Below are 26,546 nucleotides of genomic sequence, written 5' to 3'. Positions count from 1 at the left end.
CGCCTGCCGCGCGTTTGGCGGCATGCAACAGATCCGCCCCCCCGCCGCCGAGCGCCGCTTCATCCGCGAAACCATCATCGCAATCGCGCTGGTCGCGGTGGCGCTGCTGCTCTGGCAGGTGCAGCAGGCGCTGCTGATCGGCTTTGGCGGGGTGATCGTCGCGACCGTCATTCTGAGCCTTGCGCGGCCGCTCTGCCGCTGGACCCGGCTGCCGCATGTCTGGTCGGTGGCGGCGGCGACCTTGGCGATCCTGTTGCTTCTGGTCGTGGCGATCTGGGTGATCTGGCCCTCGTCCTCGGTTCAGCTTGGGCGGCTCGTAGAGCAGATGCCGGACGCGCTGGGCCAGCTAGAAGAGCGCATCGGTGGCGTGATCCCGGAAAGCGCACTGCCAGCCGGCGAGATGATGCAGCAGGCGGCGGGCAAGCTGGGCGAGTGGTCGAAGGCGGCGGTGGCCGGGGTCTCGACGCTGGTGCTCGTGCTTCTGGCGGGTGTGTTCCTTGCGGCTGCGCCGCAGATGTACCGGGGGGGTACGGTGCGGCTGTTCCCGCCCGCGCAGCAGGAGCGGGTCGCGCACGGGCTGAACTGCGCCGGGCGCGGGCTGCGCGCCTGGGTTCTGGGGCAGCTGGTCGCGATGCTGGCGATCGGCGCGGGCGTCACGCTGGGCGCCTGGGCGATCGGGCTGCCCGCGCCACTGGCACTGGGGCTGATCGCTGGGCTGCTGGAATTCGTGCCGGTGGTCGGGCCCATCGCAGCGGCGGTGCCGGCGCTGGTGCTGGCGGCGACGATGGGGATGTCTACGGTGCTGTGGACCGGGGCGCTTTATGTCGGTTTGCAGCAGGTGGAGTCGAACCTGCTGATGCCGCTGATCGAGCGTAGCGTCGCGAACGTGCCGCCGGCGGTGTTCCTGCTGTCCTTCGTCGCCTTCGGAGCGTTGTTCGGGATCGCGGGTGTCATCCTGAGCGCGCCGCTGGCGGTGGTCGGGATGGTGCTGCTGGACGAGCTTTACGTGAAGCCGTTGAACGGCGAGACGTGAGCGGCGGCGGCTGGCGGGGCCCCGAGTTCGGGGCTCTGCCCCTCACCGGCCCTCCCGCCAGCCTTGCCTTGGTTACTGGTCGAGGAAGGACCGGAGCTTGCGCGAGCGGCTGGGGTGCTTGAGCTTGCGCAGGGCTTTCGCCTCGATCTGGCGGATCCGCTCGCGGGTCACGCTGAACTGCTGACCGACCTCTTCGAGGGTGTGGTCGGTGTTCATGCCGATGCCGAAGCGCATGCGCAGCACGCGTTCCTCGCGCGGGGTGAGGGAGGCCAGCACGCGGGTGGTGGTTTCCTTCAGGTTCCCCTGGATCGCGCTGTCGAGCGGCAGGACGGCGTTTTTGTCCTCGATGAAATCGCCAAGCTGGCTGTCTTCCTCGTCGCCGATGGGCGTTTCGAGGGAGATCGGCTCCTTGGCGATCTTCATCACCTTGCGGACCTTTTCCAGCGGCATCTGCAGCTTTTCGGCCAGCTCTTCCGGCGTCGGCTCGCGGCCGATCTCGTGCAGCATCTGCCGGCCGGTGCGGACCAGCTTGTTGATCGTCTCGATCATGTGGACCGGGATACGGATGGTGCGCGCCTGATCGGCAATCGAGCGGGTGATCGCCTGACGGATCCACCAGGTCGCGTAGGTCGAGAACTTGTAGCCGCGGCGGTACTCGAACTTGTCGACCGCCTTCATCAGGCCGATGTTGCCCTCCTGGATCAGATCCAGGAACTGCAGGCCGCGGTTGGTGTATTTCTTGGCGATCGAGATCACGAGGCGCAGGTTGGCCTCGACCATCTCCTTTTTGGCGATGCGGGCTTCCTTTTCGCCCTTCTGCACCTGGGAGACGATGCGGCGGAATTCGGAGATGTCGACGCCGACATACTGGCCGACCTCGGCCATCTCGGTGCGGATCTGTTCGACTTCCTCGCGGTGCTTGCCGGTCAGCGCGTCCCAGCCGCGGCCAGGAAGCTGCGCCACGCGCTCGACCCAGCCTGGATCGAGTTCGGAGCCGCGGTATTCGTCGATGAAGTCGCGGCGGGTGATGCGCGACTGGTCGGCGAGCTTCACCATCGCGCTGTCGAGCGACATGATCTTGCGGTTGATGCCGTAGAGCTGGTCGACCAGCGCCTCGATACGGTTGTTGTGCAGGTGGAGCGAGTTTACCAGCTCGACGATTTCCGAGCGAAGGTGCTGGTATTCCTGCTCTTGCTGGAGCGAGAAGCTGGAGCTGGCGGTCATCGTCGCCTGCATCCGGACGTCCTGCATTTCCGACAGGCGCACGTAGTCGGCGGCGATCCGGTCGAGCGTCTCGAGAACCTGCGGCTTGAGCTGGGCCTCCATCGCGGCGAGCGACAGGTTGGCCTGTTCTTCCTCTTCGTCCACGTCATCATCGGAGCCGCTGTCCTCGTCGTCCTCGGACTTGGACTCGGCGGGCTCCTGCTTGGCACTGTCGGCAGGGGCGTTCGTGTTGGCGGCGAGCGGCTCTTCGGCCTCGTCGTCTTCCATCGCGGCGCCGAAAGTCGTCTCAAGGTCGATCACGTCGCGCAGCATGATCGCTTCCTCGAGAAGCTCGTCGCGCCAGATGGTGATCGCCTGGAAGGTCAGTGGGCTTTCGCACAGGCCCGAAATCATCGTGTTGCGGCCGGCCTCGATCCGCTTGGCGATGGCGATCTCGCCCTCGCGCGACAGCAGCTCGACGCTGCCCATCTCGCGCAGGTACATGCGGACGGGGTCGTCGGTGCGGTCGAGGGTTTCCGAACTGGCCGAGGTTGTCGCGACTTCACGCGAGCCCGAGCCGCCGCCGGTGGTCGCCACCTCGGTGCTGCCGCTGTTGTCGCCGTCCTCGTCGGCCTCTTCGGCCTCGATCACGTTGATGCCCATTTCGGACAGCATCGCCATGACGTCTTCGATCTGCTCGGAGCTGACCTGGTCGGGCGGCATCACCTCGTTGAGTTCGTCATAGGTGATGTAGCCGCGTGCCTTGGCCTGGGCGATCATCTTCTTGACCGCCGCCTGGCTCATGTCGAGCGAGCCGCCCTGGATCTCCTGGGTGTCTTCGCCCTTCGGCTGATCGTTGTCTTTGGCTGCCATTCCATGCGCTCCTTTCGCGAAGCCGTCGCGTCCGAATGCCCCTTCGCATCGCACAGCTTCGGAACCTGCAGTGCGAATCAGCGATTCGCAAACTGATTCTATCCCCGGCGTTTACGCCAGATCTCGTTCGTGATCATGTCCTGCAGCGCATTCTGCAACGCTGCCGTGTCTTCTTCGCCGCCTTCGTTCTCTCGCGCCGAGGACCTCATGCTTTCCTCGCGCGCCGCCGCCGCCTGCTGCAACCGCCATGTCAGACCCTCGTCCGCGACACCGGTGATCTCGGTTTCCGCCTCGATTCGTTCGGCCTCGGCGCCCAGCGCGGCGCGGTGCTTGGTCATCTCTTCGCGGATAACCGCCAGTACGGCAGCGACCGGTGCCGTCTGCCGCAGATGCGGATTGTCTCTCACCTGTCCCACGGCCATCAGGGTGTCGGCCGGGTCGCTTCCATGTAATTGCGCGACATTGGCCCGGTATGCGGCGGGATCTTCCGTGATGCCGCTGGCATGTAACGTGTTTTCGGCGACATGCAAGACCGTGCGGCGCAGGTTGTCGAGGTCCGGGCAGAGGAAGCGCATGGCGTCGAGTTCCGGTTCGATCTCGGCGATGACGGAGGGGTGATTGAGGCAGCCCAGCAGGATCGCGCTTTCACGGATTCGGGCGACGCTGATCGCGACATCCGCATCGGTGCGCGCAAGGATCGAGGCGCGGGTCGAGGGCAGCGGCATCGCCGGGCCGCCGCGACCGCGGAACTTGCCGCCCTTGCCTCTACCGCCCTGGAAACCGCCACCATTGTAGCCGTTGTAGCCGCCACCATCGCGGCGTGGGCCACCCTCGTCGCGGCGGGTGCCGAACAGCTCGGCCCGCTTGTCGCGAATCGCATCGCGGTAATGGGAGTGCAGGATCGGGTCGCGGATCAGCTTGATCGCATCGCGCAGCTTGGCGTCGAGCGCCGCGCGGCGTTCGGGGCTGTCGAAGTTACGGCCCTCGGTCTCGCGCTGCCAGAGGAGGTCGACCATCGGCCGGGCCTTGTCGAGCAGCGCCTGCATTGCCTCGACACCCTCGGCCTTGATCAGGTCGTCCGGGTCCATCTTGTCGGGCAGGATGGTGAAGCGCAGGGCGCGGCCCGGTTCCAGCAGGGGCAGGGCGACGTCGATCAGGCGCATGGCGGCCTCGATCCCCGCACGGTCCCCGTCGAGCGCGATGACCGGCTCGGGGCAGATCCGCCAGAGCATCTGGAGCTGGTGTTCGGTGATCGCGGTACCCAGAGGCGCGACCGCATGGGCCAGGCCCGCCTGAGCCAGCGCGATGACGTCCATATAGCCCTCGGTCACGATCAGGGCGCCGGATTTGCCGGAAGCCTCGCGCGCGCGCTGCACGTTATAAAGTGCGCGGCCCTTGTCGAAGAGTGCCGTCTCGGGCGAGTTCAGGTATTTGGCGCGGGCGTTCGGGTCCATCGCGCGGCCACCGAAGGCGATGGCGCGACCGCGGGCGTCGCGGATCGGGAACATGATCCGGCCACGGAACCGGTCATAGGCGCTGCCGCCGTCGTCGGGTTTGATCGCGAGACCCGCCGCGACGATGTCGGCCTCTGGGACACCCTTGTCGCGCAGGTGGCTGAGCATCGCGGTGCGGCTGTCGGGGGCGAAGCCGATCTCGAAGGTCTTGATCGTCTCGGGGCTCAGGCCCCGGCGCTGGATGTAGTCGCGGGCCGCCTGTGCCGCGCCGGAGCTGAGCTGCATCCGGGTCCAGGCGACGGCCATTTCCATCACCTCGGCAAGGCCAGCACGCTTTTCCTCGCGCTTGCGGGCCTTGGGGTCGGGCGCGGGCATGGTCATCCCCGCCTCGGAGGCGAGGATTTCGACCGCTTCCATGAAACCGACGTTTTCTGTTTCGCGCACGAAACTCAGCGCGTCGCCCTTCGCGTGGCAGCCGAAGCAGTAATAGAAGCCCTTGGCGTCATCGACGTGGAACGAGGCGGTCTTTTCGCTGTGGAACGGGCAGGGCGCCCACATGTCGCCCTTCGCGGGATTCGACTTGTGCGTATCCCACGTGACCTTGCGCCCCGCCACCTGGGCGATGGACACGCGGTTTCTGAGTTCGTCGAGGAATCCGTCCGGCAGGGCCATGGCGCAATATCGCCTTGTCAGGGAGAGTCGGCAAGACCCGCTAGTCGGGCGTGGCGGTGATCTCGACGCTTTGCCGGATGGTGCCGTCCTGCGCCGCGAGGTGCAGACGCTGGCCGTCTGGGCCTTCGGTGATCAGCACCAGCCAGTCGGGGTTGCGGGCAAAGCCGGTCAGACGCTCGCCCTCGGGCAAGGCGATCTGCTCGGGGAGCGGCGGAGTTGCGGTGGTCTCCAGCCCGGTCAAACGCCAGATCAGCAGGCCGACGACGACGACCATGCCGACGATCATCACCACGGTCAGCAGCGTCACCAACCGGCGCAGCTGGCGGATCCGGGGTGGCTCGGGCGGCTCGTCAGGAGTATCAGCGTGCGTCATGGAGGATCCTTCCCGCATCATACGCGTCACCATCGCGGCAGACGCGCCGCGTCTGGATAAGGCATTGGCCGCCGCGCTGCCAGAGGCGCTGGGGCTGAGCCGCAGCCGCGTACAGGCGCTGATCTCGGGCGGGGGCGTCTCGCGCGATGGAACGGTGCTGCCCGATCCCAAGACCAAGGTCCGGGCGGGGGACACGCTGGTGCTGAGCCTGCCGGATCCCACGCCCGCCGAGGCCGGGCCGGAGGCAATCCCCTTGTCGGTAGTCTATGAGGACGACGATCTCATCGTGATCGACAAACCGGCAGGGATGGTGGTGCATCCCGCACCCGGTGCTGAAACCGGAACGCTGGTGAATGCGTTGCTTCATCACTGCGGGGCCAGCCTGTCGGGCATCGGCGGGGTGGAGCGTCCGGGCATCGTGCACCGGATCGACAAGGATACTTCGGGGCTGCTGGTCGTGGCCAAGTCCGACCGGGCCCATGCGGGCCTTGCGGCGCAGTTCGCGGCGCATGACGTCGAGCGGCGCTACGATGCGATCTGCTGGGGTGTGCCGGATGCGGGCGCACCGAGGCTCGCCGGGCTGGAGGGCGTCTCGTTCGAGCCGGGCGGCGTGGTCAGGATCGACCTGCCGCTGGGCCGTCACAAGGCGGACCGCAAGAAGATGGCGGTGCGCCGCGATGGTGGACGGCGGGCGGTGACGCGGCTGAAACGGGTCGAATCGCTGGCCGGCGGCTTGTGCGCTTTGTTGCAATGCCGGCTGGAAACCGGGCGCACCCACCAGATCCGGGTGCATGCAGCGCATATCGGTCATGCGCTGCTGGCAGATCCGATCTACGGCGCCGCGCGTAAAGGTGCTGTGAGTGCAATGAGCGACAATGCGCGCGAGGCCCTTGCCGCCATGCCCGGACAGGCGCTGCATGCCGCCACGCTGGGGTTCGTGCACCCGGTGAGCGGTGAAAACCTGGTGTTCGAGGCCGCGCCTCCCGATGCGTTCAACAAATTGTTGACCGTATTGCGCGACGGATAGGGGGGCGTAGGGTCGTACAAGCCTTGAAGGCGTAGTGAGCAGTGCTTACATCGCCTGTCGTGAACAGGGGAAGAATTGCGAAATGAGCAGCTACAGCACACTCCCGGCTCCGTCCCCCGAACAGGGGCTGAGCCGCTACATGCAGGAAATCCGGAAATTCCCGATGCTGGAGCCGGAGCAGGAATACATGCTGGCGAAAGCCTGGGTCGATCACCAGGACACCGACGCCGCGCACCAGCTGGTGACCTCGCACCTGCGTCTGGCCGCCAAGATCGCCATGGGCTACCGCGGTTACGGGCTGCCGACAGCCGAGGTTGTGTCCGAGGCGAACGTGGGCCTGATGCAGGCTGTGAAGCGCTTCGATCCTGAGAAGGGCTTCCGCCTGGCAACCTATGCCATGTGGTGGATCCGTGCCGCGATCCAGGAGTACATCCTGCGGTCCTGGTCGCTGGTGAAGATGGGCACCACCGCCGCGCAGAAGAAGCTGTTCTTCAACCTGCGCAAGGCGAAGAACAAGATCGGTGCGCTCGAGGAAGGCGATCTGCGCCCCGAAAACGTTGCCCGGATCGCAAACGAGCTGAACGTGACCGAGGACGAGGTCATCAGCATGAACCGGCGCCTGTCCGGCGGCGATGCTTCGCTGAACGCCCAGATCAAGGCGGATGGCGAAGGCGCGGCAGAGTGGCAGGACTGGCTCGAGGATGAGGACGCCAACCAGGCTGAGCAGTATGCCGAGCAGGACGAGCTCGACAGCCGCCGCGCGCTGCTGGAGCAGGCGATGGAAACGCTCAACGAGCGTGAGCGCCATGTCCTGACCGAACGTCGGCTGAAGGACAGTCCGATGACTCTCGAGGAACTCAGCCAGGTTTACGACGTTAGCCGTGAGCGCATCCGCCAGATCGAGGTTCGCGCCTTCGAGAAGCTTCAGAAGGCGATGAAAGAGATGGCGCTCGAATCGGGTGTCATGGTTGAGGCTGAATAAGTCTCTATTGTGCAGTGTAGAGCGGCGTCGGGCTTTCGGGTCCGGCGCCGCTCGCGTTTGGGCACGTCCTTCGCTAGGTTGACGTCAAACAAGCGTCTGATGGGGAGGGACGACATGGCCGAACGCGTGAAATGGGGCATTCTGAGCGCGGCGAAGATTGCCAAGGACTGGGTGGCGCCGGCCATCCACATGAGCCAGGCCGGCGAGGTCGCGCTGATCGCCAGCCGCACTCCGGGCAAGGCCGAGGACCTTGCGACGCCCTATGGCGATGTACGAGTGACCGACGACTATGACGCGATGCTGGCCGATGACGGCATCGACGCGGTCTACATCCCGCTGCCGAACGGCGATCACGTCGAGTGGACGAAGAAGGCGCTGGCGGCGGGCAAGCACGTGCTCTGCGAGAAGCCGATTGCGCTGAAGGTCGAGGACGTGGACGATCTGATCGCCGCCCGCGATGCCTCGGGCAAGTTCGCGGCCGAGGCATTCATGGTCACACACCATCCGCAATGGCACCGCGTCCACGAGATCCTGGCGAGCGGCGAGCTGGGCCGCTTGCGCCACGTTCAGGGTGCGTTCAGTTTCTACAACGACGACAGGGGCAACATTCGCAACATGGCGAGCCTCGGCGGCGGCGCGTTGCGCGACATCGGGGTCTATCCCAGCGTCACGACCCGCTTCGCCACCGGCGAGGAGCCGGAGAGCATCAAGGCCGAGATCGACTGGGACGAAGGGATCGACGCGACCGCGCGCGTCTGGGCGAAGTTCCCAAGTTTCACGATGGATTTCTATGTCTCGATGCGGATGGCCCAGCGTCAGCAGATGGTCTTCCACGGCGACAAGGCGACGCTGACGGTCGATACGCCGTTCAACAGTCATCTCTACGGTGATGACACGATCCGCATCCGCCACGGCGACCGAATAGTGACCGAGCGTTTCCCGCTGGCGCATCAATACGTCCGGCAGATCGACAATTTCAACGCGACTGTGCTGAATGGTGCGCCTTATCACTGCCCGCTGGAGTTCTCGCGTGGCAACCAGAAGATGATCGACATGATCTATGACGCCGCCGGAGGTGACGATTAATCAAGAATTCCACTCTAACGTGTGCCTGACTGTCGTACTGGCGCAACAGAGAGTGAATTAACCCTAAATATTGTGGACAGACTTAAATAAAATTCGATAAGTAGGTGGCGATCCCCGGCGCCCAGTGTGAGTAAAGGGTAATCGGGTACGGTGTGAGTGACGAGTGCAGTGGCGTGGATAGCCCGGACCTGTGGGGCAGGAAACGTTCATTGAGTGTGTAGTGTACCGAGTGGTTCCGCCGGTTTCGCCCGGCGGTACGGCAGCGGTCGGGGGACCGCAGATCGGGGATCGAGAGAGAGCGATTCTACCCGCCGGCCTTGTGCTGGCGGGTTTTTTCATGCCTGCTTCCCGAGGTGTAAAAAACCTAGGCGCGCGAAAGGGCTTGGTCGTTTGGGACGCCCAAACTAGGGTCGTGCCACCCCTCACGACATTCAATTTCTTGGGGGAATAAGATGCGATTTATGACCTTGGTGGCGGCCGCGGCAATTGTGCTGTCGGCTGGAATTACTCATGCGCAGGAGGATGGGGACAAGCCGAACATCCTCGTGATCATGGGCGACGACATCGGCTGGTTCAACACCAGCGCCTATAACAGCGGCATGATGGGTTATCGGACCCCGAACATCGACAGCATCGCTGCCGAGGGCGTGCGATTTACCGATGCCTACGGCCAGCAAAGCTGCACAGCCGGGCGGGCGTCGTTCATCACGGGGCAATCTCCGAAGCGCACGGGGTTGCTGAAGATCGGCATGCCGGGTGATCCGTTGGGCCTTCAGCCCGAGGACCCGACGCTGGCCGGACGGCGGCACATCACCTTTCCGGGGCGAGAAGGCGACCACCTGGGAAGGCGGTATCCGTGTGCCGTTCCTGATGAAATGGCCGGGCCGGATCGAGGGCGGGCAGGTCTCGAACGAGATCCTGTCGCTGGAGGATATGGTGCCGACGCTGATGGCCGCCGCTGGAGAGCCGGACATCAAGGACAAGCTGCTTGAGGGCCATGCCGCGGGCGACAAGACGTTCAAAGTGCATCTTGACGGCTACAACCTTCTGCCCAGCCTGACCGGCGAGGCAGATGAATGGCCGCGCAAGGAGTTCTTCGCCTTCGTCGATGACGGAAGCCTGGGCGCTGTGCGCTACGACCGGTTCAAGTTCCACTTCACCACGCAAGAGGAAGAGGGCATGTCCGCTTGGCTCAAGCCGCAGAAGCCGCGCAAGGCGCCGATGCTGATCGACTTGCGTGCCGATCCGTTCGAAATGGCGCCGCTGGACAGTTCCTACTACGACGACTGGCTGCTGCGCCGGATGTATGTCTTCGTGCCGCTGCAGGATCTGGTTGGCGCCTTCATGGCGACCTTCGAGGAGTCCCCGCCGCGGCAGGAATCCGGCTCGTTCACGCCGAAGCAGTAAGTCCCGGAAACGCGAATGGCCCGGAGATCCGGGCCATTCGACACATGGGATCCGACGTGGGGATCAGTCCTCCATCGCTTCCAGCTCGTTGATGAAGCCTTCGATCATCGACAGGCCCTTGTCCCAGAACGCCGGGTCCGTGGCGTCGAGGCCGAAGGGCGCCAGCAGTTCCTTGTGGTGCTTCGATCCGCCCGCCTTGAGCATCTCGAAATACTTGTCCTGGAAGTCCGCGCCGCCTTCGGCGTAGACGGCATAAAGCGCGTTCACCAGCCCGTCGCCGAAGGCATAGGCGTAGACGTAGAAGGGCGAGTGGATGAAGTGGGGCACGTAACTCCAGAAGTGCTCGTAGCCGTCCATGAACTCGAAGGCATCGCCCAGGGATTCCTGGCTGACCGCCATCCAGTGCGCGTCGATCTGGTCGGGCGTCAACTCTCCCTCGCGGCGGCCGGCATGGACGCGGGTCTCGAAATCGTAGAACGAGATCTGCCGCACGACCGTGTTGATCATGTCTTCGACCTTGGACGCGAGCATCGCTTTGCGGGCGTTCTTGCTGGGTGCTTCGTCCAGCATCTTCTGGAAGGTCAGCATCTCGCCGAAGACCGAGGCGGTTTCGGCCAGCGTCAGCGGGGTGGAGGACAGCAGCTCGCCCTGGTCGGCCGCCAAGACCTGGTGCACGCCGTGGCCCAGTTCGTGCGCCAGGGTCATCACGTCGCGCGGTTTGCCCAGGTAGTTGAGCAGGATGTAGGGGTGCGCGCTGACCACGGTCGGGTGCGCGAAGGCGCCGGGGCTCTTGCCCGGCTTCGCCTCGGCGTCGATCCAGCCTTTCTCGAAGAAGGGTTGGGCGATCTCGGCCATGCGCGGATCGAACCCCGAATAGGCGGTCATCACCGTGTCGCGGGCAGCATCCCAGTCGAAGGTGCGCGGCTCTTCGATCGGCAGAGGCGCGTTGCGGTCCCAGACCTGGAGCTTGTCTAGACCCAGCCATTTCGCCTTGAGCCGGTAGTAGCGGTGGCTGAGGCGCGGATAGGCGGTGACCACGGCATCGCGCAGAGCCTGTACGACCTCGGGTTCCACGTCGTTCGCAAGGTGGCGCGCGGCCTGCGGCGAGGGCAGCTTGCGCCAGCGGTCCTCGATCTCCTTTTCCTTGGCGAGCGTGTTGGTGATCCGCGAGAACAGCGGCACGTTCTTTGCAAACACCTCGACCAGTGCCCGGGCGCCTTTCTCCCGCGTCGTGCGGTCATGGTCCGACAGCATGTCGAGCGTGGCTTCCAGCGCCTTTTCCTCGCCGTCGACGTCGAAGCGCAGGCCGGCCATCGTCTCGTCGAACAGGCGGACCCAGGCCGACGCGCCAACGACGCCCTGATCGTGGAGGAAATGCTCAAGCTCGTCCGACAGCTGGTGCGGCTTCATCTTGCGCAGACGATCCAGCACCGGCTTGTAGCGGGCGAGATCCGCATTTGCCTCGAGGTTAGCCTCGAGCGTCGCGTCGGGCACACGGTTCATCTCGAGCGAGAAGAACACCAGCGCGGTCGTCGCCTCGTTCACCTTGCCCTGCATGTCCGACATGAACTTGCCGCGCACCGGGTCGGTGGTGTCCTGGGCGTGGAGCAGGCCCGCGTAGCTCATGATGCGACCGGCGGTTTCGCTGATCGTCTCGTAACGCTGGATGCAGGTCAGCATCCCGGTGGCGTCGAGATCGGCGATCTTGCCCTCGTAATCGGTGGCGAAGCTGGTGCAATCGGCGGCGAGCTTGTCGAGGTCGGCCTTCAGCGCGTCCGACTCCATCCCCGGGTAGAGATCATCGAGATTCCATTCGGGCAGATCGCCCAACTGGGCCGCGCCGGGTTCGGCGGCGTCGCGCAGGGGCTGGGGAACGGACAGGCGGAAAGGTGTCGCGTCGGTCATGAAAACTCCGGGAAAGCGTGGATCAGAGGTCGATCGAGTCGTCTTCGTCGATCAGGCCTTCGGGCAGGGGCGGCGCATCGTCCTTGCGCCGGATGATGATGTCGCCATTGGGCAGCACCTCGGGCATCTCGTAGTTGTCGATGCCACCGACCAGTTCCGACAGGGCCTGAAGCTCGGGCAGGATCTGGCCCATGAGGCGCTGCATCTCGGGCTCCATCTTCTGCAGAAGCTGGTTCAGCTCGGGCTCGATGCCCTCGACCATCTCGCGCATCGCTTCTTCGGTGCGGTCAATGAACATCTCGAGGATCGAGTCGAGCGGGCGGCCCTGTTCGGGCTCCGCCTCGGGGGTGGCGTCCTGCGCCAGAACCGGCGCGGCGAGGGTCAGCGACAGGGCGAGGATCAAGGTGCGCATGCCGCCAATATGGGGGCGGCGGGGCGGAAAGTCACCCCAGATCGACGGTCACCGGGAAGTGGTCCGAGGCGCTGAGCAAGGCATCGCGCAAGGGTGCGTCGGCGTAGATGCGCGGGTCATCGAACGGATGCCAGATGCGCCAGCGCAGCTTGTAGTCGCGGCGGATGTCCGGGCTGACCATGATGTAGTCGAGCAGCGCGTTCACGTAGCGCTGCATCGGCCGGTAGTAGAAGCGCGCGGTCGACAGGCTCCAGCCCTGTCTAGGGTTAAGCCATGCCTCGGCGTGCGGATCGTAGAGCAGGGTGCCGGGATCCTCGGGATCACCGAGCACCACCTCGACCGAGGAACGCCCGAAAAGCTTTTCGTAGTGGTCGATGCCGGGGCCGTCGTTCAGATCGCCCATCACCATGACCGGAAGGCCGTCGGCCAGCATGTCGTCGATCCGGCGCCGCAGCCAGACGCACTGCGCCAATTGCTTGCGCCGGTTGGCGATAGAAAGGCGAAGGAACTCGGCCTCGTCTGTGGCGTCGTGGGGTGCCTTGGACTTGGCGTGGACACCGATCAGACGGAAAGGCTGGTCCAGCTCGCCTGAGGTCAGCTCCAATTCCAGCGGCGGTTTCGAGAAGACGTGCATGTCAGGCTGCCCGTCGACATCGACGTCCAGTCGAAACTCGCCGTCAAAGCGCGGTGCGTGCGGGGTGTCCAACGGGGCGTGGCGCAGGCTCAGCTTTGCTGGGTCGTAGAGCGCCGCGATCTCCTGCATGGTGTGATTGGGAAAGCCGATCAGGGCCTTGCTCTGCCGCAGTCCGTAGCTCTGCGAGAAGCTTTCCAGCGCCGTGACGGTGTTGCGCGTGCTGCCCGTGTCGGGGGCCTCGATGATGATCGTCAGGTCCGCGTCGATCCGCTCCAGCACCCAGGCGATGGCGTCAGCCTGCTCGCCCCGGCTGATCTTGTAGCGGTGCGAGCGTTCCTCGTCGGCCAGCAGTTTGTTGCTGTCGTCGAACAGTTCGGCGAACCATTCGACATTCCAGGTGGCGATGCGCATCAGGCGGCCCGCGTCTGGCGGATCTCCTCCCAGGCCGCGTTGATCGCGGCCATCCGGCGGGTGGCGAGCTTGATCGCCTCTTCCGGAACCCCGCGCGAGACCATGCGGTCGGGGTGCGTCTCGGTGACGAGGTGCCGCCAATGCAGGCGGATCTCTTTCATCGGGGTGTCCGGGGTGACGCCCAGCACCGTGTAGGGATCAGGCGCGGCGTCGGGTACGTGGCGGGCACGCAGGGCGCGGAAGGTCAGCTCGTCCATGCCGAAGATCGCGGCGACCTTTTCGAGGAACTGGTTCTCGCACTCGTGGTAGTTGCCGTCCGCCATCGCGATGTGGAGCAGTCCCTCCATCAGGTTTTCCAGGATGCTCGGGTCGTCGTCGAACATCCGCGCGATTCGGCGGGCGTAGACGTCGAAGCCGGCAACGTCCTGCCGGGCCAGGTTGAAGACCCGCGCAGCGGCCTGTTCCTCTTCGGGCGGAATATAGAAGATCTCGCGGAAGGCGCGGACCTCGTTCCGGGTCACCTCGCCATCGGCCTTTGCCATCTTGGCGCCCAGCGAGATGACGGCGATTGTGAACGCAACCGACCGCTCAGGCGGTGTGCGCATGCGGCCAAACAGCTCGGAGAGGCTTTCGCCGCTCGCGAGGGCCTTGAGTGCTTCAGCGATGCGGCTCCAGATCGACATGAGATGATTTTATCCGCCCCGGCGGGCGCCCGCCAGTCCGGCGGCAATCGGTCACGGATTTGTAACGTCCGTTAGGGGCCTGCGATTGCACCCGCTTGTGGGAGGCCCTAACAAAAGAGCACGAACAAAGGAGTGCACGCATGGCCGAGACCTCGGGAACCTGGGATTTCTGGATCGACCGTGGCGGCACCTTTACCGATATCGTCGCGCGCACACCCGAGGGCGAGTTGCTGACGGCGAAATACCTGTCCGAGAACCCCGAGGTCTATGCCGACGCCGCCTTGCACGGCATCCGGCAATTCCTGGGGCTGGACGCGGATGCGAGAATTCCGCTGGACCGGGTCGGCGCCGTCAAGATGGGCACCACCGTTGCCACAAACGCCCTGCTGGAGCGCAAGGGTGCGCCGGTCGTTCTGGTCACGACCAAGGGGCTTGGGGACCAGCTGCGCCTGGGCTACCAGCACCGCCCGCGCCTGTTCGACCGGCATATCGTGCTGCCCGAGATGCTCTATGACCGGGTGATCGAGGCGCAGGAGCGGGTGCGCGCCGACGGCACCGTCGAGCAGCCCCTGGATGCGGACCACCTGCGCGCCGAGTTGCAGGCCGCCCACGACGCCGGGATCGAGGCCTGCGCCATCGTCTTCGTGCACGGCTACCGCCACCGCGCCCACGAGGCCGAGGCGGGCCGCATCGCGCGCGAGATCGGCTTTGCCCAGGTCAGCGTCAGCCACGAGGTCAGCCCGCTGATGAAGATGGTCAGCCGGGGCGACACCACGGTCGTCGATGCCTACCTCTCGCCGATCCTGCGGCGCTATATCGACCGGGTCGCGGCGGCGTTCGACGGCGATCCGGCTGGCAAGCTGATGTTCATGCAAAGCTCGGGCGGGCTGACCGACGCGCAGCTGTTCCAGGGCAAGGACGCGATCCTGTCGGGCCCTGCAGGCGGTGTGGTCGGCGCGGTACGGACAAGTGCCATCGCAGGCGAGGACCGGATCGTCGGCTTCGACATGGGTGGGACCTCGACCGACGTCTGCCACTACGCGGGCGACTACGAGCGGGTGCTGAACACCGAGGTTGCGGGCGTGCGGATCACCGCGCCGATGATGCACATTCATACCGTCGCCGCCGGGGGCGGCTCGCTGCTGACCTTTGATGGCACGCGGATGCGGGTGGGGCCGGAAAGCGCCGGGGCCAACCCGGGACCTGCCGCCTACGGGCGCGGCGGGCCGCTGGCCGTGACCGACGCCAACGTGATGACCGGGCGCCTGCGCCCCGAGTTCTTCCCCGAGATCTTCGGCCCCGAGGCGGATCGGCCGCTGGATGTGGCCGCCACCCGCGCGAAGTTCGAGGAAGTTGCGGCCGAGACTGGCCTCAGCCCCGAAGAAACCGCCGAGGGTTTCCTGATCATCGCCGTCGAGAACATGGCCAACGCGGTCAAGAAGATCAGCGTGCAGCGCGGCTATGACGTGTCGGGTTACGCGCTCTGCGTCTTTGGCGGGGCGGGGGCGCAGCATGCCTGCGCTGTCGCCGATACACTGGGCATGACGCGCTGCCTGATCCACCCGTTCGCCTCGCTGCTGTCGGCCTATGGCATGGGGCTGGCGGACATCCGCGCCAGCCGGGAGGAGGCTGTGGAGGCGACGCTTGACGACCAGGGTCGGTTACGCGCCGCCGCCGTGCTGGACGGGCTGGGTGCCGCCGTGACTGGCGAGATCGAGAAACAGGGGCTGCGCGAGGATGCAATCCGCGTCGCAATGACCGTGCACCTGAAGGTGAAGGGCACCGACACCGCGCTGCCGATCCCTTTCGGCGACCTGCCTGAGATGCGCGCCGAGTTCCAGCAGGCGCACCGCGCCCGCTTCGGCTTCGATCCGGGCGACGCCGAGCTGATCATCGAGGCCGTCAGCGCCGAGGCTGTGGGCGAGACCGGGGCGATGCCCGAGGTCTCGCACTCAACCTCCGAACGGCCCGAGGACGCCTACAGGACAGCAATGACCGCGCCGGTCTTCATCAACGGCCAATGGACCGATACCCGGTTTGTGCGTCGCGAGCACATGCGGCCGGGCGATACGCTGACCGGCCCCGCGGTGCTGGTCGAGCCGCATACCTCGATCCTGGTCTCGCCCGGTTGGCAGGCGCGGGTCACCGAACATGACCACGTCGCCCTGCTGCGCGTCGAGGCGCGCGCCGACGCCTATGCCGTCGGCACCGAGGCCGATCCGGTGATGCTGGAGGTGTTCAACAACCTCTACATGTCCATCGCCGAGCAGATGGGCGCGGTGCTGGAAAACACCGCCGCGAGCGTGACGATCAAGGAGCGGCTGGATTTCAGTTGCGCTGTCTTCGACGCGGCTGGCGATCTGATCGCCAACGCGCCGCACATGCCGGTGCATCTGGGCTCGATGGGCGCCAGCGTGAAGGCGATCATCGCGCAGAACCCGGATATGGTGCCGGGCGACGTGTTCGTTCTGAACGCCCCCTACAACGGCGGCACGCACCTGCCGGACATCACCGTGGTTACGCCGGTCTGGGACGAGGACGGGACCGAGATCCTGTTTTTCACCTCGGCGCGCGGGCACCATACCGACGTAGGCGGGCTGACGCCGGGCTCGATGCCGCCGGACAGCCGGACGATCCACGACGAGGGCGCCTATATCGACAACTGGAAGCTGGTCGATCGCGGCACTTTCCGCGAGTCCGAAACGCGCGAGCTGCTGCTGGGCGCAAAGTACCCGGTGCGCTCGGTCGATATCAACATCGCGGACCTGAAGGCGCAGGTGGCGTCCTGCGAGAAGGGCGCGCAGGAACTGCGCAAGATGGTCGCGCAATTTGGGCTGGACGTGGTGCAGGCCTACATGGGCCATGTGCAGGCCAATGCCGAGGAATGCGTGCGCCGCGCCATCGCGACGCTGCGAGATGCGACCTACACCTATCACATGGACCCGGACTACGACGGGCAAGATCGCAAGATCGAGGTCAAGATCAGCGTCGACCATGAGGCGCGCTCGGCCACGGTAGATTTCACCGGCACTACCGGGCAACTCAAGACGAACTACAACGCGCCCGAGCCGGTGACGATGGCGGCGGTGCTTTACGTCTTCCGCCTGCTGGTGGCCGACGACATCCCGATGAACGAAGGGGTGATGAAGCCGCTGAAGGTGATCCTGCCGAAAGGGACGATGCTCAGCCCCGAGTATCCGGCCGCGATCATCGCCGGTAACGTCGAGACCAGCCAGGCCGTCACCTCGGCCCTGCTGCTGGCGCTGGGCGTGCAGGCGGCGGCGCAGTCGACGATGAACAACACCACTTGGGGCAACGACCGGCACCAGTATTACGAGACGATCTGTGGCGGCTCGGGCGCCGGGCGACTGGCGGACGGCTCAGGGCATCCGGGGACGGGGGGCGTGCATACGCATATGACCAACTCTCGCCTGACCGACCCCGAGGTGCTGGAATGGCGCTTCCCGGTGGTGCTTGACGAATTCTCGATCCGCCGCGGCTCGGGCGGCGAGGGGCGCTGGCGCGGCGGCGACGGGACAAGGCGCAAGACCCGGTTCCTCGAAGCGATGACGCTGGCGGTGCTGACCGGCCATCGCGTCGTGCCGCCTCCGGGGCTGGAGGACGGCGGTCCGGGCGCCAAGGGCATCGGCCGGGTGATCCGCGCGGGAGGCGGTACGGAAGAACTCCGTTCTGCCGACCGGACGGAACTCTCGCCGGGCGATACATATTGGCTGGATACGCCGTCGGGTGGCGGGTTTACCCCGTTCGGAGAGTAGCATTGGCTACAAGCCTCGAGCGTATTGTCGAGGCCCAGGATCGCCAATGGGAGGCGATCCTCGGGGAACTGCGGACGGGTCGGAAAGTCACCCATTGGATGTGGTACGTGTTTCCCCAGCTGATGGGGCTGGGGCGGTCGCAGACTGCGCGCTTCTACGGGCTTGCGGATGGGTCAGAGGCCCGGACATTTCTCGCGCACCCTGTTCTGGGGCCGCGTCTGCGCCAATGTACCAAGCTTTTGCTGGCGCTGGAGACGAATGATCCGGTCGAGGTCTTCGGATCGGTGGATGCCACGAAACTTCGTTCATGCATGACGCTTTTCGACTCAGTTTCCCCGGACGATACGTTTCGTGACGTTCTCGTGCGATTTTATGACAATGAAGCTGACCAAATCACGCTTCGGCTGCTAGAGAACTGAAACTTCTCCAAAAAAGATTCCTTCGGGCATCGCGCTATTCATCCAGTTTGAAACTTTTTGTTTGGAATCGTCTTTCCCGTTGAATCTGCATCACTTTTTGCAACCTGTTGCATTGCAGCATCTGTCCAGAAAGCAAGTTGACGCCGATTCCGGATTGGCGACAATTCGCCTTGAAATGACTAACTGACCTAGACCCCTACCAGAATCACATCTAAATGTGAGCATGTGCCGCAGGAAGCACGGGTAAATACGAAGTCGTTTACACTGGTAGTTAGTCGAGCCGTGGCTTGCCGCGGCGGGGAGTTCGGAAATGGATCTCGAATGGATCGCATCCTGCCTTGCCCATGACGCCATCAGTGCCGGCAACGTTAGCTCTGCTTCCCCGGTGACCCCACCCAGGCATCGGAGCACTCGTCGCGAACCACCGTACCCCACCCCTACCACACCGAGGACGGTTCGCGTTTAAAGGCCTCTGACCCCACCACCTCAGAGGCCGATTGCCGCCGCCGCGTCCCCGCGTGGCGGCGGTACTATTTTGTGGATACGTAGTTTCAGGCGCTGCGGCGTTTGCGGAATGCGGCGTCGAGCAGCGTACGGGTATAATCGGTCTGCGGCGTGTCGAAGATCTGGTCTCCGGTTCCCTGCTCGACTACGTCGCCGTCCTTCATCACGATCACCCGGTGCGACAGTGCACGCACCACGCGCAGGTCGTGGCTGATGAAGATGTAGGCCAGTCCGTATTTCCGCTGCAGGTCTCGCAGCAGGTCGACGATCTGCACCTGCACCGTCATGTCCAGCGCCGAGGTCGGCTCGTCCAGCACCACCAGTCGGGGTTGCAGGATCATCGCCCGCGCGATCGAGATACGCTGCCGCTGGCCGCCCGAGAACTCGTGCGGGTAGCGGTCCATCGTCGCCGGATCCAGCCCGACCTCGGTCATGATGTCCGCCACCAGCTGTCGCTGGTCGCCGGGGCGGCTGTGGACGGTCAGCCCCTCGGCGATGATCTGCTCGACCGTCATGCGCGGGCTGAGTGAGCCGAACGGGTCCTGGAAGACCATCTGCATGTCGGCACGCAGCTGGCGCAATTGCTTGTGCTGGAGCCCGTCCACGTTGCGCCCCATGAAGACGATCGGTCCCTCGGAAGAGATCAGCCGCATGATGGCCAGTGCCAGCGTGGTCTTGCCCGAACCGCTCTCGCCCACGATACCAAGGGTCTCGCCCTGCCGTACAGTCACCGTCGCGGCGTTGACCGCCTTGATGTGCCCGACGGTGCGGCGCAGGAAGCCGCGGGTGATCGGGAACCAGACGCGCAGATTCTCGGTCTCGACCACTTTCTCGGCCTCGGCCGGCACTGGTTCCGGCTGGCCAGAGGGCAGGGCGCCCAGCAGCTTCTTCGTGTAGGGGTGTTGCGGGTCGGCGAAGATCTGCGCCGTCGGTCCGGTCTCGACGATCTCGCCGTTCTGCATGACGCAGACCTTGTCTGCGATCTTCTCGACCACGCCCAGGTCATGGGTGATGAACAGCATCCCCATCCCTTCCTCGCGCTGGATCTCGGCCAGCAGGTCGAGGATTTGCGCCTCGATGGTGACGTCGAGCGCGGTCGTTGGCTCGTCCGCGATCAGCAGTTCTGGACCATTCGCCAGCGCCATCGCGATCATGACGCGCTGGCGCTGTCCGCCCGAAAGCTGGTGCGGGTAGGACTTCAGTCGGGTCTCTGGGTCCGGGATGCCCACGCGCGTCAGCAGGTCCAGCGAGCGTTTCCGCGCGGCCTCGCCATCGAGGCCCTGGTGCAGGGCAAGGGACTCGCCCAGCTGCTTTTCCAGCGTGTGGAGCGGGTTCAGCGAAGTCATCGGCTCCTGGAAGATGAAGCTTATGTCGTTGCCCCGGACGCGGCGCAGTTCGCGGTCCGGCGCGGTCATCATCTCGGTGCCCTTGTAGATGACCGAGCCGCCGGTGTGGGCGCTGTCGCCCAGCAGCTTGACGGTGGAGAGCGCGGTGACCGATTTGCCCGAGCCGCTCTCGCCGACCAGCGCGACCGTCTCGCCGGCGGCGATGTCGAAGCTGACGCCGCGGACCGCGCGGGTGGTGTTGTCGCCCTGCACGAAGTCGACCGTCAGGTCCTTTACCGTCAGGATCGGGGCGCTCATGCGAAGGTCTTTCTGGGGTCGAAGGCGTCGCGGATGCCCTCGAAGATGAAGACGAGCAGCGACAGCAGCACGGTCAGGGTGACGAAGGCGGTGATGCCCAGGTGCGGGCTTTGCAGGTTGTTCTTGCCCTGTAGCGCCAGTTCCCCGAGCGAGGGGTAGGAGGGCGGAAGGCCGAAGCCCAGGAAGTCGAGGCCGGTCAGCGTACCGACGGCTGCGGTCACAAGGAACGGCAGCAGGGTGATCGTCGCGACCATCGCGTTCGGCAGCATGTGGCGCCGCATGATCGTGCCGTCGCTGACGCCGAGTGCCTTGGCGGCGCGGACATATTCGAAGTTGCGGGCGCGCAGGAACTCGGCCCGGACCACGCCGACCAGCGCCGTCCACGAGAACAGCACGATCAGGAAGGTCAGCAGGGCGAAGCTCATCTGGAAGATCGCGCCCATGATAATGATGACATAAAGCGCCGGGGTCGCCTGCCATATCTCGATCAGGCGCTGGAAGATCAGGTCGAGCGTGCCGCCGAAATAGCCCTGTACCGCGCCCGCGAAGATCCCCACGACCGACGAGAAGAAGGTCACGATCAGCGCGAAGATGACTGAGATGCGGAAGCCGTAGATCACCCGGGCCAGCACGTCGCGGGTCTGATCGTCCGTGCCCAGCCAGTGCTCGGCGTCGGGGGGGGAGGGGGCGGTCAGCACGTCGTAGTTGATGGTGTTGAAGGAATAGGGGATCGGCGGCCAGACCATCCAGCCTGCCTCGATCTCCAGGTCCCCGGCTTGCGCGGCGACCATTGTGTCCTCGGGGGTGTCGAAGCAGTCTTCGAGCCCTGCCGCGACCACGAGGCATTGCACCACCGGATCGGTGAAATCCGCAACGAAGCCCGGATCGCCGCCGAAATCGGCCTCTTCATAGGTGCCGCCGAGCGCGGGAAACATCAGTTCGCCTTTGTGGCTGAGCACGATGGGGCGATCGTTGGCGACGATCTCGGCGGCCATCGACACGACGAAGAGCACCGCGAACAGGATCAGCGACCAGAAGGCGCGGCGGTTCGAGCGGAAGTTGTTCCAGCGCCGTCTTTGCAGCGGGTTGAGCTTGAACATCAGGTCTCGCGGGATTCGAAGTCGATGCGGGGATCGACCCACACATACATGAGGTCGGAGATGATGCCGATCAGCAAGCCGATCAGCCCGAAGAAGTAGAGCGTGCCGAAGACCACCGGGTAGTCGCGGTTGAGCACGGATTCAAAGCCCAGCCGGCCGAGCCCGTCCAGCGAGAACACCACCTCGATGATCAGCGAGGCGCCGAAGAGGACCGACAGGAACAGGCCTGGAAATCCGGCGATGATGATCAGCATCGCGTTGCGGAAGACATGCCCGTAGAGCACCCGGCTTTCGGTCAGGCCCTTGGCGCGGGCGGTCACGACGTATTGTTTCTTGATCTCGTCGAGGAAGCTGTTCTTGGTCAGCAGCGTTAGCGTCGCGAAGGCGCCGATGGTGGCGGCGGTCACCGGCAGCGCGATGTGCCAGAGGTAGTCGCCGATCTTTCCCATCAGCGACAGGTCGTCGAAATTGTCCGAGGTCAGGCCGCGTAGCGGGAACCACTGGAAGTAGGACCCGCCCGCGAAGAACACGAGTAGCATGATCGCGAAGAGGAACCCGGGGATCGCATAAGCGGCAATGATGATGCCGCTGGTCCAGGTGTCGAACTTCGAGCCGTCGGTGACGGCCTTGCGGATGCCCAGCGGGATCGACACCAGGTAGGCGATGATCGTAGACCACAGGCCCAGCGTGATCGACACCGGCATCTTTTCCAGCACGAGGTCGACGACCGAGATCGAGCGGAAATAGCTCTCGCCGAAGTCGAACTGCATGTAGTTCCAGAGCATCGTCAGGAAGCGCTGCCAGGCGGGCTTGTCGAAGCCGAACTGGCGCTCGAGGTCCTCGATGAAATCCTGTGGCAGGCCGCGCGCGCCCTGGTAGCCGCCGTCCTCGGCGCCGCCACCGCCGCCGCCCGCGTCACCGCCGCCGCCCGAGATCCGGTCGGTGGCCGAGGCGGCGTCTTCGAGTTGCGCGATGATCTGCTCGACCGGGCCGCCGGGCACGAATTGCACCAAGACGAAGTTGATCAGCATGATGCCGATCAACGTGGGGATCACCAGCAGAAGGCGTCGAAGGATGTAGGCGCCCATTACGGCAGCGGCGCTCCGTCAGCCTTGAGGGCCTGGTACTTGTCTTCGTCCCACCACCAGTAGGCGTCGCCGCGCGAGTAGAGCGGCTTTTCCTCGGGTTTGCCGAAGACATCCCAGTAGGCCAGGTTGTGCTCGCCCTTGTACCAGTTCGGCACCCAGATGTGCATTGAGCGCAGCACGCGGTCCAACGCCCGGACCGAGGCTTCCAGCTCCTCGCGGCTGTCGGCGCCCGCGACGGTTTCGACGAGCGCGTCCACCACCGGGTCGGAAACGCCCGAGAAGTTCGCCGTCCCTGCCTCCTTCGCGCTGTCCGAGCCGAAGATCTGCCGCAGTTCCAGACCCGGGGTCAGCGACATCACCAGGCGGCCCGGGATGACGTCATAGTCGAAATCCTCTTGCCGCTGCTGGTATTGCGCCGCGTCGATCAGCGACAGGCGCGCGTCGATGCCGATGCGCTTGAGGTTCTCGACATAGGGGTTGAAGACCCGCTCGAAGCTGGCGCTGTCGTCGAGGATCTCGAGCGTCAGCGTCTCACCCGAGGCGTTCTTGCGCACGCCGCCCTGCAGGGTCCAGCCGGCCTCGTCCAGCAGGCGCGAGGCCTGGCGGATCGCGGCGCGGTCGGTGCGGCTGGGCTGGTTCACCGGCGGCGTGTAGGCGGGTTCGGTGAAGATGCTTTCGGACAGCACGTCGCGGTGCTCTTCCAGTATTGCCAGCTCCCGTCCCTCGGGCACGCCTTCGGCCTGCATGTTCTGGGTGTTCTCCCAGAAACTGTCGGTGCGCTGGTAGATGCCGTAGAACAACGTCTGGTTCGACCATTCGAAGTTGAACATCAGCCCGATGGCCTCGCGCACGCGCGGGTCCTGGAACTTCTCGCGGCGCATGTTGATCCAGAAGCCCTGCGTTCCTGACGGGCGGTTGTCGGCCACGGATTCCTTTACGACCCAGCCCTCGTCGATGGCGGGAAAGTCGTAGCCCGTCGCCCAGAGCTTCGAGAAGAATTCCTCGTGTAGCAGATAGGAGCCGCCCTTGAACGCCTCGAACGCAGCGGTGTAGTCGGCGAAATACTCGTAGGTGTAGCAGTCGAAGTTGTTGGCCCCCACGTTCACCGGATGCTCCCACCCCCAGTAGTCGGGGTTGCGGCAATAGGTGATCGAGCGGCCCGGCTTGGCGTCTTCGACCATGTAGCCGCCGGAAGAGACCGGCGGTGTCAACGTGGATTTCGCGAAGTCGACTTCCTGGTAGTAGTGCTCGGGCAGGATCGAGATGCCGCCGGCCTGCTGGATCAACTCGCGCTTGGGCGCATCGTCGTTGAAGGTGAACTTGACCTTATGGGTGTCCAGCGCCTCGACCGATTTGAAGTCCTTGAAGCTGATCTTGTAGGCCGGATGGCCCTTCTCGAGCAGGACGTTGTAGGTGAAGACCACGTCCGACGCCTCGATCGGCTCGCCGTCCGAGAAGGTCGCGGCGGGGTTCATGTGAAAGATCACCCAGGACCGGTCCTCGGGGAATTCCAACCGTTCGGCGACCAGGCCGTAGGCGCTGTCCGGCTCGTCCGCAGAGCCCGCCAGCAGGCTGTCGTGCAGCAGTCCGAGGCCCTGCGCCGGTTCGCCCTTCAGGATGAACGGGTTCAGGCTGTCGAAGGTCGCCGAGGCGCCGGTGCCGCGAAAGGTCATACGCCCGCCCTTCGGCGCGTCCGGGTTCACGTAGTCGAAATGCGGAAAGTCGGGGCCGTATTTCAGATCCCCGAAGGTCGAGATGCCGTGTGTCGTGATGACCTCGGCCTCCTGCCCGCGGGCGGGCAACGCCAGCGCGATCAGCGCGGCGGCCAGTAGCGGCAGGCCCAGCGTGGCAGGGTCGGTCGGGATGTTGGCGGTCATGGCCTTCGCCCGCATCGTCGGCTTCCTCCGGTCCGTTTGGGTGCGTTTGCGAACAGACTAATGCAATAAATGGGGCCGTAAAGCCGAAAGCCCGGTCACGTTTCGGTCGGCCCGCAATCTGTCGCGGCGGCGACCTCGGGAAGGGCGCGCCCGTCTGCCCAGCGCATGACCAGAAGTGCCGCCGCGGAAAGGACGGCGAAGCCCGTCACCAGCGGCAGAACGGTGCCGTCGAACCGGTGGCCGATCATCCAAGCCAGCGGCAGCGACATGAACGTCGAGAGCGAGCCGACGAAGGCCGCGCCAAGGCCCGCCATCTTGCCCAGAGGCTCCATTGACAGGGCGGTGAGATTGCCGAAGAGCAGCCCGACGAAGAAGAAGGCCGAAAGCTGCCAGCAGATGAACAGCGGCAGCGGCGGCACTCCGCCCATCGGGATCAGCGCCGCGAGGAAGGCCAGGGAAAGGCCGATCACCCCGGTCAGCGCGATGCCGCTCAGCCGGCGCATCCCGAGGCGCATCACCAGCCGGGAGTTGACGACCGAAGCGCCGCCGATGGAGAGTGCCGCGATGGCAAAATAGAGGGCGAACAGATCGCCCGCGCCGAAGGTGACGTCGAAGATCTGCTGCGCCGAGCTGAGATAGCCGAGGAACGAGCCGAAGACGAAGCCGGTCGAAACCGTGTAGCCCATCGCCCGGCGGTTACCGATGATGGACCTGAGGCCCTGCGCGACGCGTCCCAGCGAAAACGGCGTGCGGGCCTCGCGGGGTTGCGTCTCGGGCAGGCGCAGCCCGAACCAGGCCAAGGCGATCAGCGCAGGGATGATCAGGCCGGCGAAAGTGGCGCGCCAGCCGGCGGCGGAGATCAGCACCTGACCAATCGCCGGAGCCAGCACCGGTACGAGGATGAAGACCGCCATGACGATGGACATGATCCGCGCCATCGCCCGGCCCTCGTAGCGGTCGCGGACCAGTGCGAGCGTCACGATCCGCGGGGCGGCGGCACCGAATCCCTGAAGGACCCGGCCAAGCAGCATCAGGTTCCACTCGGTCGTCAGCATCGACAGCAGGCAGCCGAGCAAGAAGACGCCGTAACCTGCGTAGATCACCGGCTTGCGCCCGAAGCTGTCCGAGAGCGGGCCGACCAGCATCTGCCCCGACGCGAGGCCCAGGAAGAAGGCCGAGACGACCATCTGCGTGTCGTTCGCCCGCGCCACCTGAAGGTCCTGCCCGATCACGTCCAGCGCGGGCAGCATCATGTCGGTCGCCAGCGCCACGATCGAGATCATCAGTGCGATCAGCACGATGTACTCGGCACCGGGGCGTTGGGTGTCCTGCGGGATCATGGGGCGGGTCTGCTCCGTCGGGGTGGGTCCGGAAGCACAGCCGGAAAGAAAAAGGCCCGGCGTTTGCCGGGCCTCGGATCCTGCGGGGCTGGGGTCAGCCGCCGATGCTTTGCAGATAGGCGATAAGGTTCGCCCGATCCTCGACGTCGGCCATGCCGCGGTAGCTCATCTTGGTGCCCGGTGCGTAGTCAGCCGGTGCGAGGAGGAATTCGTTCAGGTGGTCCGGCGTCCAGGCGCCGTCCAGCCCGGCCAGCGCGTCCGAGTAGCTGTACCCGCCGACTGCGGCGATATCGCGATCAACCACGTTGAAGAGGTGCGGGCCAACGGCGTTCGCGCCGTCTTCCAGTTTGTGGCACGAGGCGCAGGCGCGGAACAGGCGCTCGCCCGAGGCGGCGTCGGCGCTGGCGAAGACATCCGCGAAGGGCACGGCCTCTTCCTCGGCTTCGGCTTCGCCGCCGGCTTCCTCGACTTCGATGTTGTAAGCGAAGTGATGCTCTTCGCCGTGGCCTTCCTCGCCGGTGCCGATTAGGGCGTTCGCGCCCGTCTGAATCAGAAGAAACACCAGCAGGCTGCCGCAGACCCCGCCGACGATCTTGGTGATTTCCATCGTGTCCATGCTGGTTCGTCCCGCACTGTTCCTGTCC

20 protein-coding genes and 1 pseudogene are annotated in these 26,546 nt (G+C 65.1%); 8 read left to right on the top strand and 13 right to left on the bottom strand.

Annotated features, from left to right (window positions below; all coding sequences use genetic code 11):
* Positions 1-22 precede the first annotated feature (22 nt).
* Positions 23-1,033 (top strand): AI-2E family transporter, encoded by a 1,011-nt coding sequence (locus ACW9UR_RS10270; protein WP_458916866.1) that lies wholly within the window; start codon positions 23-25, stop codon positions 1,031-1,033.
* A 72-nt stretch (positions 1,034-1,105) separates the two neighbouring features.
* Here ACW9UR_RS10270 and rpoD read toward each other — a convergent pair whose 3' ends face one another.
* From rpoD to ACW9UR_RS10255, 3 genes are all read right to left on the bottom strand, one after another.
* Positions 1,106-3,109 (bottom strand): RNA polymerase sigma factor RpoD, encoded by a 2,004-nt coding sequence (gene rpoD / locus ACW9UR_RS10265; RefSeq protein WP_458916865.1) that lies wholly within the window; start codon positions 3,107-3,109, stop codon positions 1,106-1,108.
* Between the two features lie 98 nt (positions 3,110-3,207).
* Positions 3,208-5,235 carry a DNA primase gene (gene dnaG, locus ACW9UR_RS10260; RefSeq protein WP_458916864.1) on the bottom strand — a complete coding sequence of 676 codons (2,028 nt, stop codon included), beginning with the start codon at positions 5,233-5,235 and terminating at the stop codon, positions 3,208-3,210.
* 40 nt (positions 5,236-5,275) lie between these two features.
* Positions 5,276-5,608, bottom strand: a complete 333-nt coding sequence (locus tag ACW9UR_RS10255; protein WP_458916863.1) for a DUF6476 family protein — start codon at positions 5,606-5,608, stop codon at positions 5,276-5,278.
* Between ACW9UR_RS10255 and ACW9UR_RS10250 the strand changes: the two genes are divergently transcribed.
* The 5 genes and pseudogenes from ACW9UR_RS10250 (at position 5,607) to ACW9UR_RS10230 (ending at position 10,110) form a co-directional block, all read left to right on the top strand.
* Positions 5,607-6,635 carry an RluA family pseudouridine synthase gene (locus tag ACW9UR_RS10250; RefSeq protein ID WP_458916862.1) on the top strand — a complete coding sequence of 343 codons (1,029 nt, stop codon included), beginning with the start codon at positions 5,607-5,609 and terminating at the stop codon, positions 6,633-6,635. The two genes, ACW9UR_RS10255 and ACW9UR_RS10250, sit on opposite strands and share 2 nt — an antisense overlap.
* An 82-nt stretch (positions 6,636-6,717) precedes the next feature.
* On the top strand, positions 6,718-7,617 hold the full coding sequence (gene rpoH / locus ACW9UR_RS10245; RefSeq protein WP_458916861.1) for an RNA polymerase sigma factor RpoH: 900 nt from the start codon (positions 6,718-6,720) through the stop codon (positions 7,615-7,617).
* Positions 7,618-7,731: 114 nt separating this feature from the next.
* Positions 7,732-8,703, top strand: coding sequence for a Gfo/Idh/MocA family protein (locus tag ACW9UR_RS10240; RefSeq protein WP_458916860.1), 972 nt, complete (start codon positions 7,732-7,734; stop codon positions 8,701-8,703).
* A gap of 452 nt (positions 8,704-9,155) precedes the next feature.
* Positions 9,156-9,398, top strand: a pseudogene (locus ACW9UR_RS10235) (sulfatase-like hydrolase/transferase); the annotation flags it as partial.
* Between the two features lie 163 nt (positions 9,399-9,561).
* A complete protein-coding gene (locus tag ACW9UR_RS10230) occupies positions 9,562-10,110 on the top strand; it encodes a hypothetical protein (RefSeq protein ID WP_458916859.1) in 549 nt (182 codons plus the stop codon).
* A 63-nt stretch (positions 10,111-10,173) separates the two neighbouring features.
* Here the strand turns inward: ACW9UR_RS10230 and ACW9UR_RS10225 are convergent, their stop codons facing one another.
* From ACW9UR_RS10225 to ACW9UR_RS10210, 4 genes are read right to left on the bottom strand one after another with little or no spacing between them, the layout of a single operon-like run.
* The gene (locus ACW9UR_RS10225) at positions 10,174-12,015 is read right to left on the bottom strand and encodes a M3 family oligoendopeptidase (protein ID WP_458916858.1); all 1,842 of its coding nucleotides are present in this window, start codon (positions 12,013-12,015) and stop codon (positions 10,174-10,176) included.
* A 22-nt stretch (positions 12,016-12,037) separates the two neighbouring features.
* A complete protein-coding gene (locus ACW9UR_RS10220; protein ID WP_458916857.1) occupies positions 12,038-12,427 on the bottom strand; it encodes an AAA+ family ATPase in 390 nt (129 codons plus the stop codon).
* Between the two features lie 31 nt (positions 12,428-12,458).
* Positions 12,459-13,472 (bottom strand): endonuclease/exonuclease/phosphatase family protein, encoded by a 1,014-nt coding sequence (locus tag ACW9UR_RS10215; protein ID WP_458916856.1) that lies wholly within the window; start codon positions 13,470-13,472, stop codon positions 12,459-12,461.
* The gene (locus ACW9UR_RS10210) at positions 13,472-14,155 is read right to left on the bottom strand and encodes a TerB family tellurite resistance protein (RefSeq protein WP_458916855.1); all 684 of its coding nucleotides are present in this window, start codon (positions 14,153-14,155) and stop codon (positions 13,472-13,474) included. The genes ACW9UR_RS10215 and ACW9UR_RS10210 overlap by 1 nt, the downstream gene beginning before the upstream one ends.
* A gap of 140 nt (positions 14,156-14,295) precedes the next feature.
* Here ACW9UR_RS10210 and ACW9UR_RS10205 point away from each other — a divergent pair, with 140 nt between their 5' ends.
* Both ACW9UR_RS10205 and ACW9UR_RS10200 read left to right on the top strand, forming a co-directional pair.
* Positions 14,296-17,931, top strand: a complete 3,636-nt coding sequence (locus tag ACW9UR_RS10205) for a hydantoinase B/oxoprolinase family protein (protein WP_458916854.1) — start codon at positions 14,296-14,298, stop codon at positions 17,929-17,931.
* 2 nt (positions 17,932-17,933) lie between these two features.
* The gene (locus ACW9UR_RS10200; protein WP_458916853.1) at positions 17,934-18,350 is read left to right on the top strand and encodes a DUF1810 domain-containing protein; all 417 of its coding nucleotides are present in this window, start codon (positions 17,934-17,936) and stop codon (positions 18,348-18,350) included.
* A gap of 551 nt (positions 18,351-18,901) precedes the next feature.
* Here ACW9UR_RS10200 and ACW9UR_RS10195 read toward each other — a convergent pair.
* The 6 genes from ACW9UR_RS10195 to ACW9UR_RS10170 all read right to left on the bottom strand — a co-directional run bounded on the left by ACW9UR_RS10195 (position 18,902) and on the right by ACW9UR_RS10170 (position 26,518).
* Positions 18,902-20,497 carry an ABC transporter ATP-binding protein gene (locus ACW9UR_RS10195; RefSeq protein WP_458916852.1) on the bottom strand — a complete coding sequence of 532 codons (1,596 nt, stop codon included), beginning with the start codon at positions 20,495-20,497 and terminating at the stop codon, positions 18,902-18,904.
* Positions 20,494-21,597 carry an ABC transporter permease gene (locus ACW9UR_RS10190; RefSeq protein ID WP_458916851.1) on the bottom strand — a complete coding sequence of 368 codons (1,104 nt, stop codon included), beginning with the start codon at positions 21,595-21,597 and terminating at the stop codon, positions 20,494-20,496. The genes ACW9UR_RS10195 and ACW9UR_RS10190 overlap by 4 nt, the downstream gene beginning before the upstream one ends.
* On the bottom strand, positions 21,597-22,685 hold the full coding sequence (locus ACW9UR_RS10185) for a microcin C ABC transporter permease YejB (RefSeq protein ID WP_458916850.1): 1,089 nt from the start codon (positions 22,683-22,685) through the stop codon (positions 21,597-21,599). Before ACW9UR_RS10185 ends, ACW9UR_RS10190 begins: the two co-directional genes overlap by 1 nt.
* The gene (locus ACW9UR_RS10180; protein WP_458916849.1) at positions 22,685-24,577 is read right to left on the bottom strand and encodes an extracellular solute-binding protein; all 1,893 of its coding nucleotides are present in this window, start codon (positions 24,575-24,577) and stop codon (positions 22,685-22,687) included. Before ACW9UR_RS10180 ends, ACW9UR_RS10185 begins: the two co-directional genes overlap by 1 nt.
* A gap of 80 nt (positions 24,578-24,657) precedes the next feature.
* A complete protein-coding gene (locus ACW9UR_RS10175; protein WP_458916848.1) occupies positions 24,658-25,902 on the bottom strand; it encodes a multidrug effflux MFS transporter in 1,245 nt (414 codons plus the stop codon).
* 94 nt (positions 25,903-25,996) lie between these two features.
* Positions 25,997-26,518 carry a c-type cytochrome gene (locus tag ACW9UR_RS10170; protein WP_458916847.1) on the bottom strand — a complete coding sequence of 174 codons (522 nt, stop codon included), beginning with the start codon at positions 26,516-26,518 and terminating at the stop codon, positions 25,997-25,999.
* Between the last annotated feature and the right edge of the window lie 28 nt (positions 26,519-26,546).

Source organism: Halovulum sp. GXIMD14794 (assembly GCF_054457455.1).
This window is presented reverse-complemented; position numbering and strand designations above follow the sequence as displayed.

Bases quoted from the DNA above. Each gene is read 5' to 3' on its own strand.
- ACW9UR_RS10180 (WP_458916849.1), bottom strand. From the start codon at position 24,577: ATGCGGGCGAAGGCCATGACCGCCAACATCCCGACCGACCCTGCCACG.
- ACW9UR_RS10185 (WP_458916850.1), bottom strand. From the start codon at position 22,685: ATGGGCGCCTACATCCTTCGACGCCTTCTGCTGGTGATCCCCACGTTG.
- ACW9UR_RS10210 (WP_458916855.1), bottom strand. From the start codon at position 14,155: ATGTCGATCTGGAGCCGCATCGCTGAAGCACTCAAGGCCCTCGCGAGC.
- ACW9UR_RS10205 (WP_458916854.1), top strand. From the start codon at position 14,296: ATGGCCGAGACCTCGGGAACCTGGGATTTCTGGATCGACCGTGGCGGC.
- rpoD (WP_458916865.1), bottom strand. From the start codon at position 3,109: ATGGCAGCCAAAGACAACGATCAGCCGAAGGGCGAAGACACCCAGGAG.
- dnaG (WP_458916864.1), bottom strand. From the start codon at position 5,235: ATGGCCCTGCCGGACGGATTCCTCGACGAACTCAGAAACCGCGTGTCC.
- ACW9UR_RS10170 (WP_458916847.1), bottom strand. From the start codon at position 26,518: ATGGACACGATGGAAATCACCAAGATCGTCGGCGGGGTCTGCGGCAGC.
- ACW9UR_RS10225 (WP_458916858.1), bottom strand. From the start codon at position 12,015: ATGACCGACGCGACACCTTTCCGCCTGTCCGTTCCCCAGCCCCTGCGC.
- ACW9UR_RS10190 (WP_458916851.1), bottom strand. From the start codon at position 21,597: ATGTTCAAGCTCAACCCGCTGCAAAGACGGCGCTGGAACAACTTCCGC.
- ACW9UR_RS10220 (WP_458916857.1), bottom strand. From the start codon at position 12,427: ATGCGCACCTTGATCCTCGCCCTGTCGCTGACCCTCGCCGCGCCGGTT.
- ACW9UR_RS10215 (WP_458916856.1), bottom strand. From the start codon at position 13,472: ATGCGCATCGCCACCTGGAATGTCGAATGGTTCGCCGAACTGTTCGAC.
- ACW9UR_RS10270 (WP_458916866.1), top strand. From the start codon at position 23: ATGCAACAGATCCGCCCCCCCGCCGCCGAGCGCCGCTTCATCCGCGAA.
- ACW9UR_RS10175 (WP_458916848.1), bottom strand. From the start codon at position 25,902: ATGATCCCGCAGGACACCCAACGCCCCGGTGCCGAGTACATCGTGCTG.
- rpoH (WP_458916861.1), top strand. From the start codon at position 6,718: ATGAGCAGCTACAGCACACTCCCGGCTCCGTCCCCCGAACAGGGGCTG.
- ACW9UR_RS10250 (WP_458916862.1), top strand. From the start codon at position 5,607: ATGGAGGATCCTTCCCGCATCATACGCGTCACCATCGCGGCAGACGCG.
- ACW9UR_RS10240 (WP_458916860.1), top strand. From the start codon at position 7,732: ATGGCCGAACGCGTGAAATGGGGCATTCTGAGCGCGGCGAAGATTGCC.
- ACW9UR_RS10195 (WP_458916852.1), bottom strand. From the start codon at position 20,497: ATGAGCGCCCCGATCCTGACGGTAAAGGACCTGACGGTCGACTTCGTG.
- ACW9UR_RS10255 (WP_458916863.1), bottom strand. From the start codon at position 5,608: ATGACGCACGCTGATACTCCTGACGAGCCGCCCGAGCCACCCCGGATC.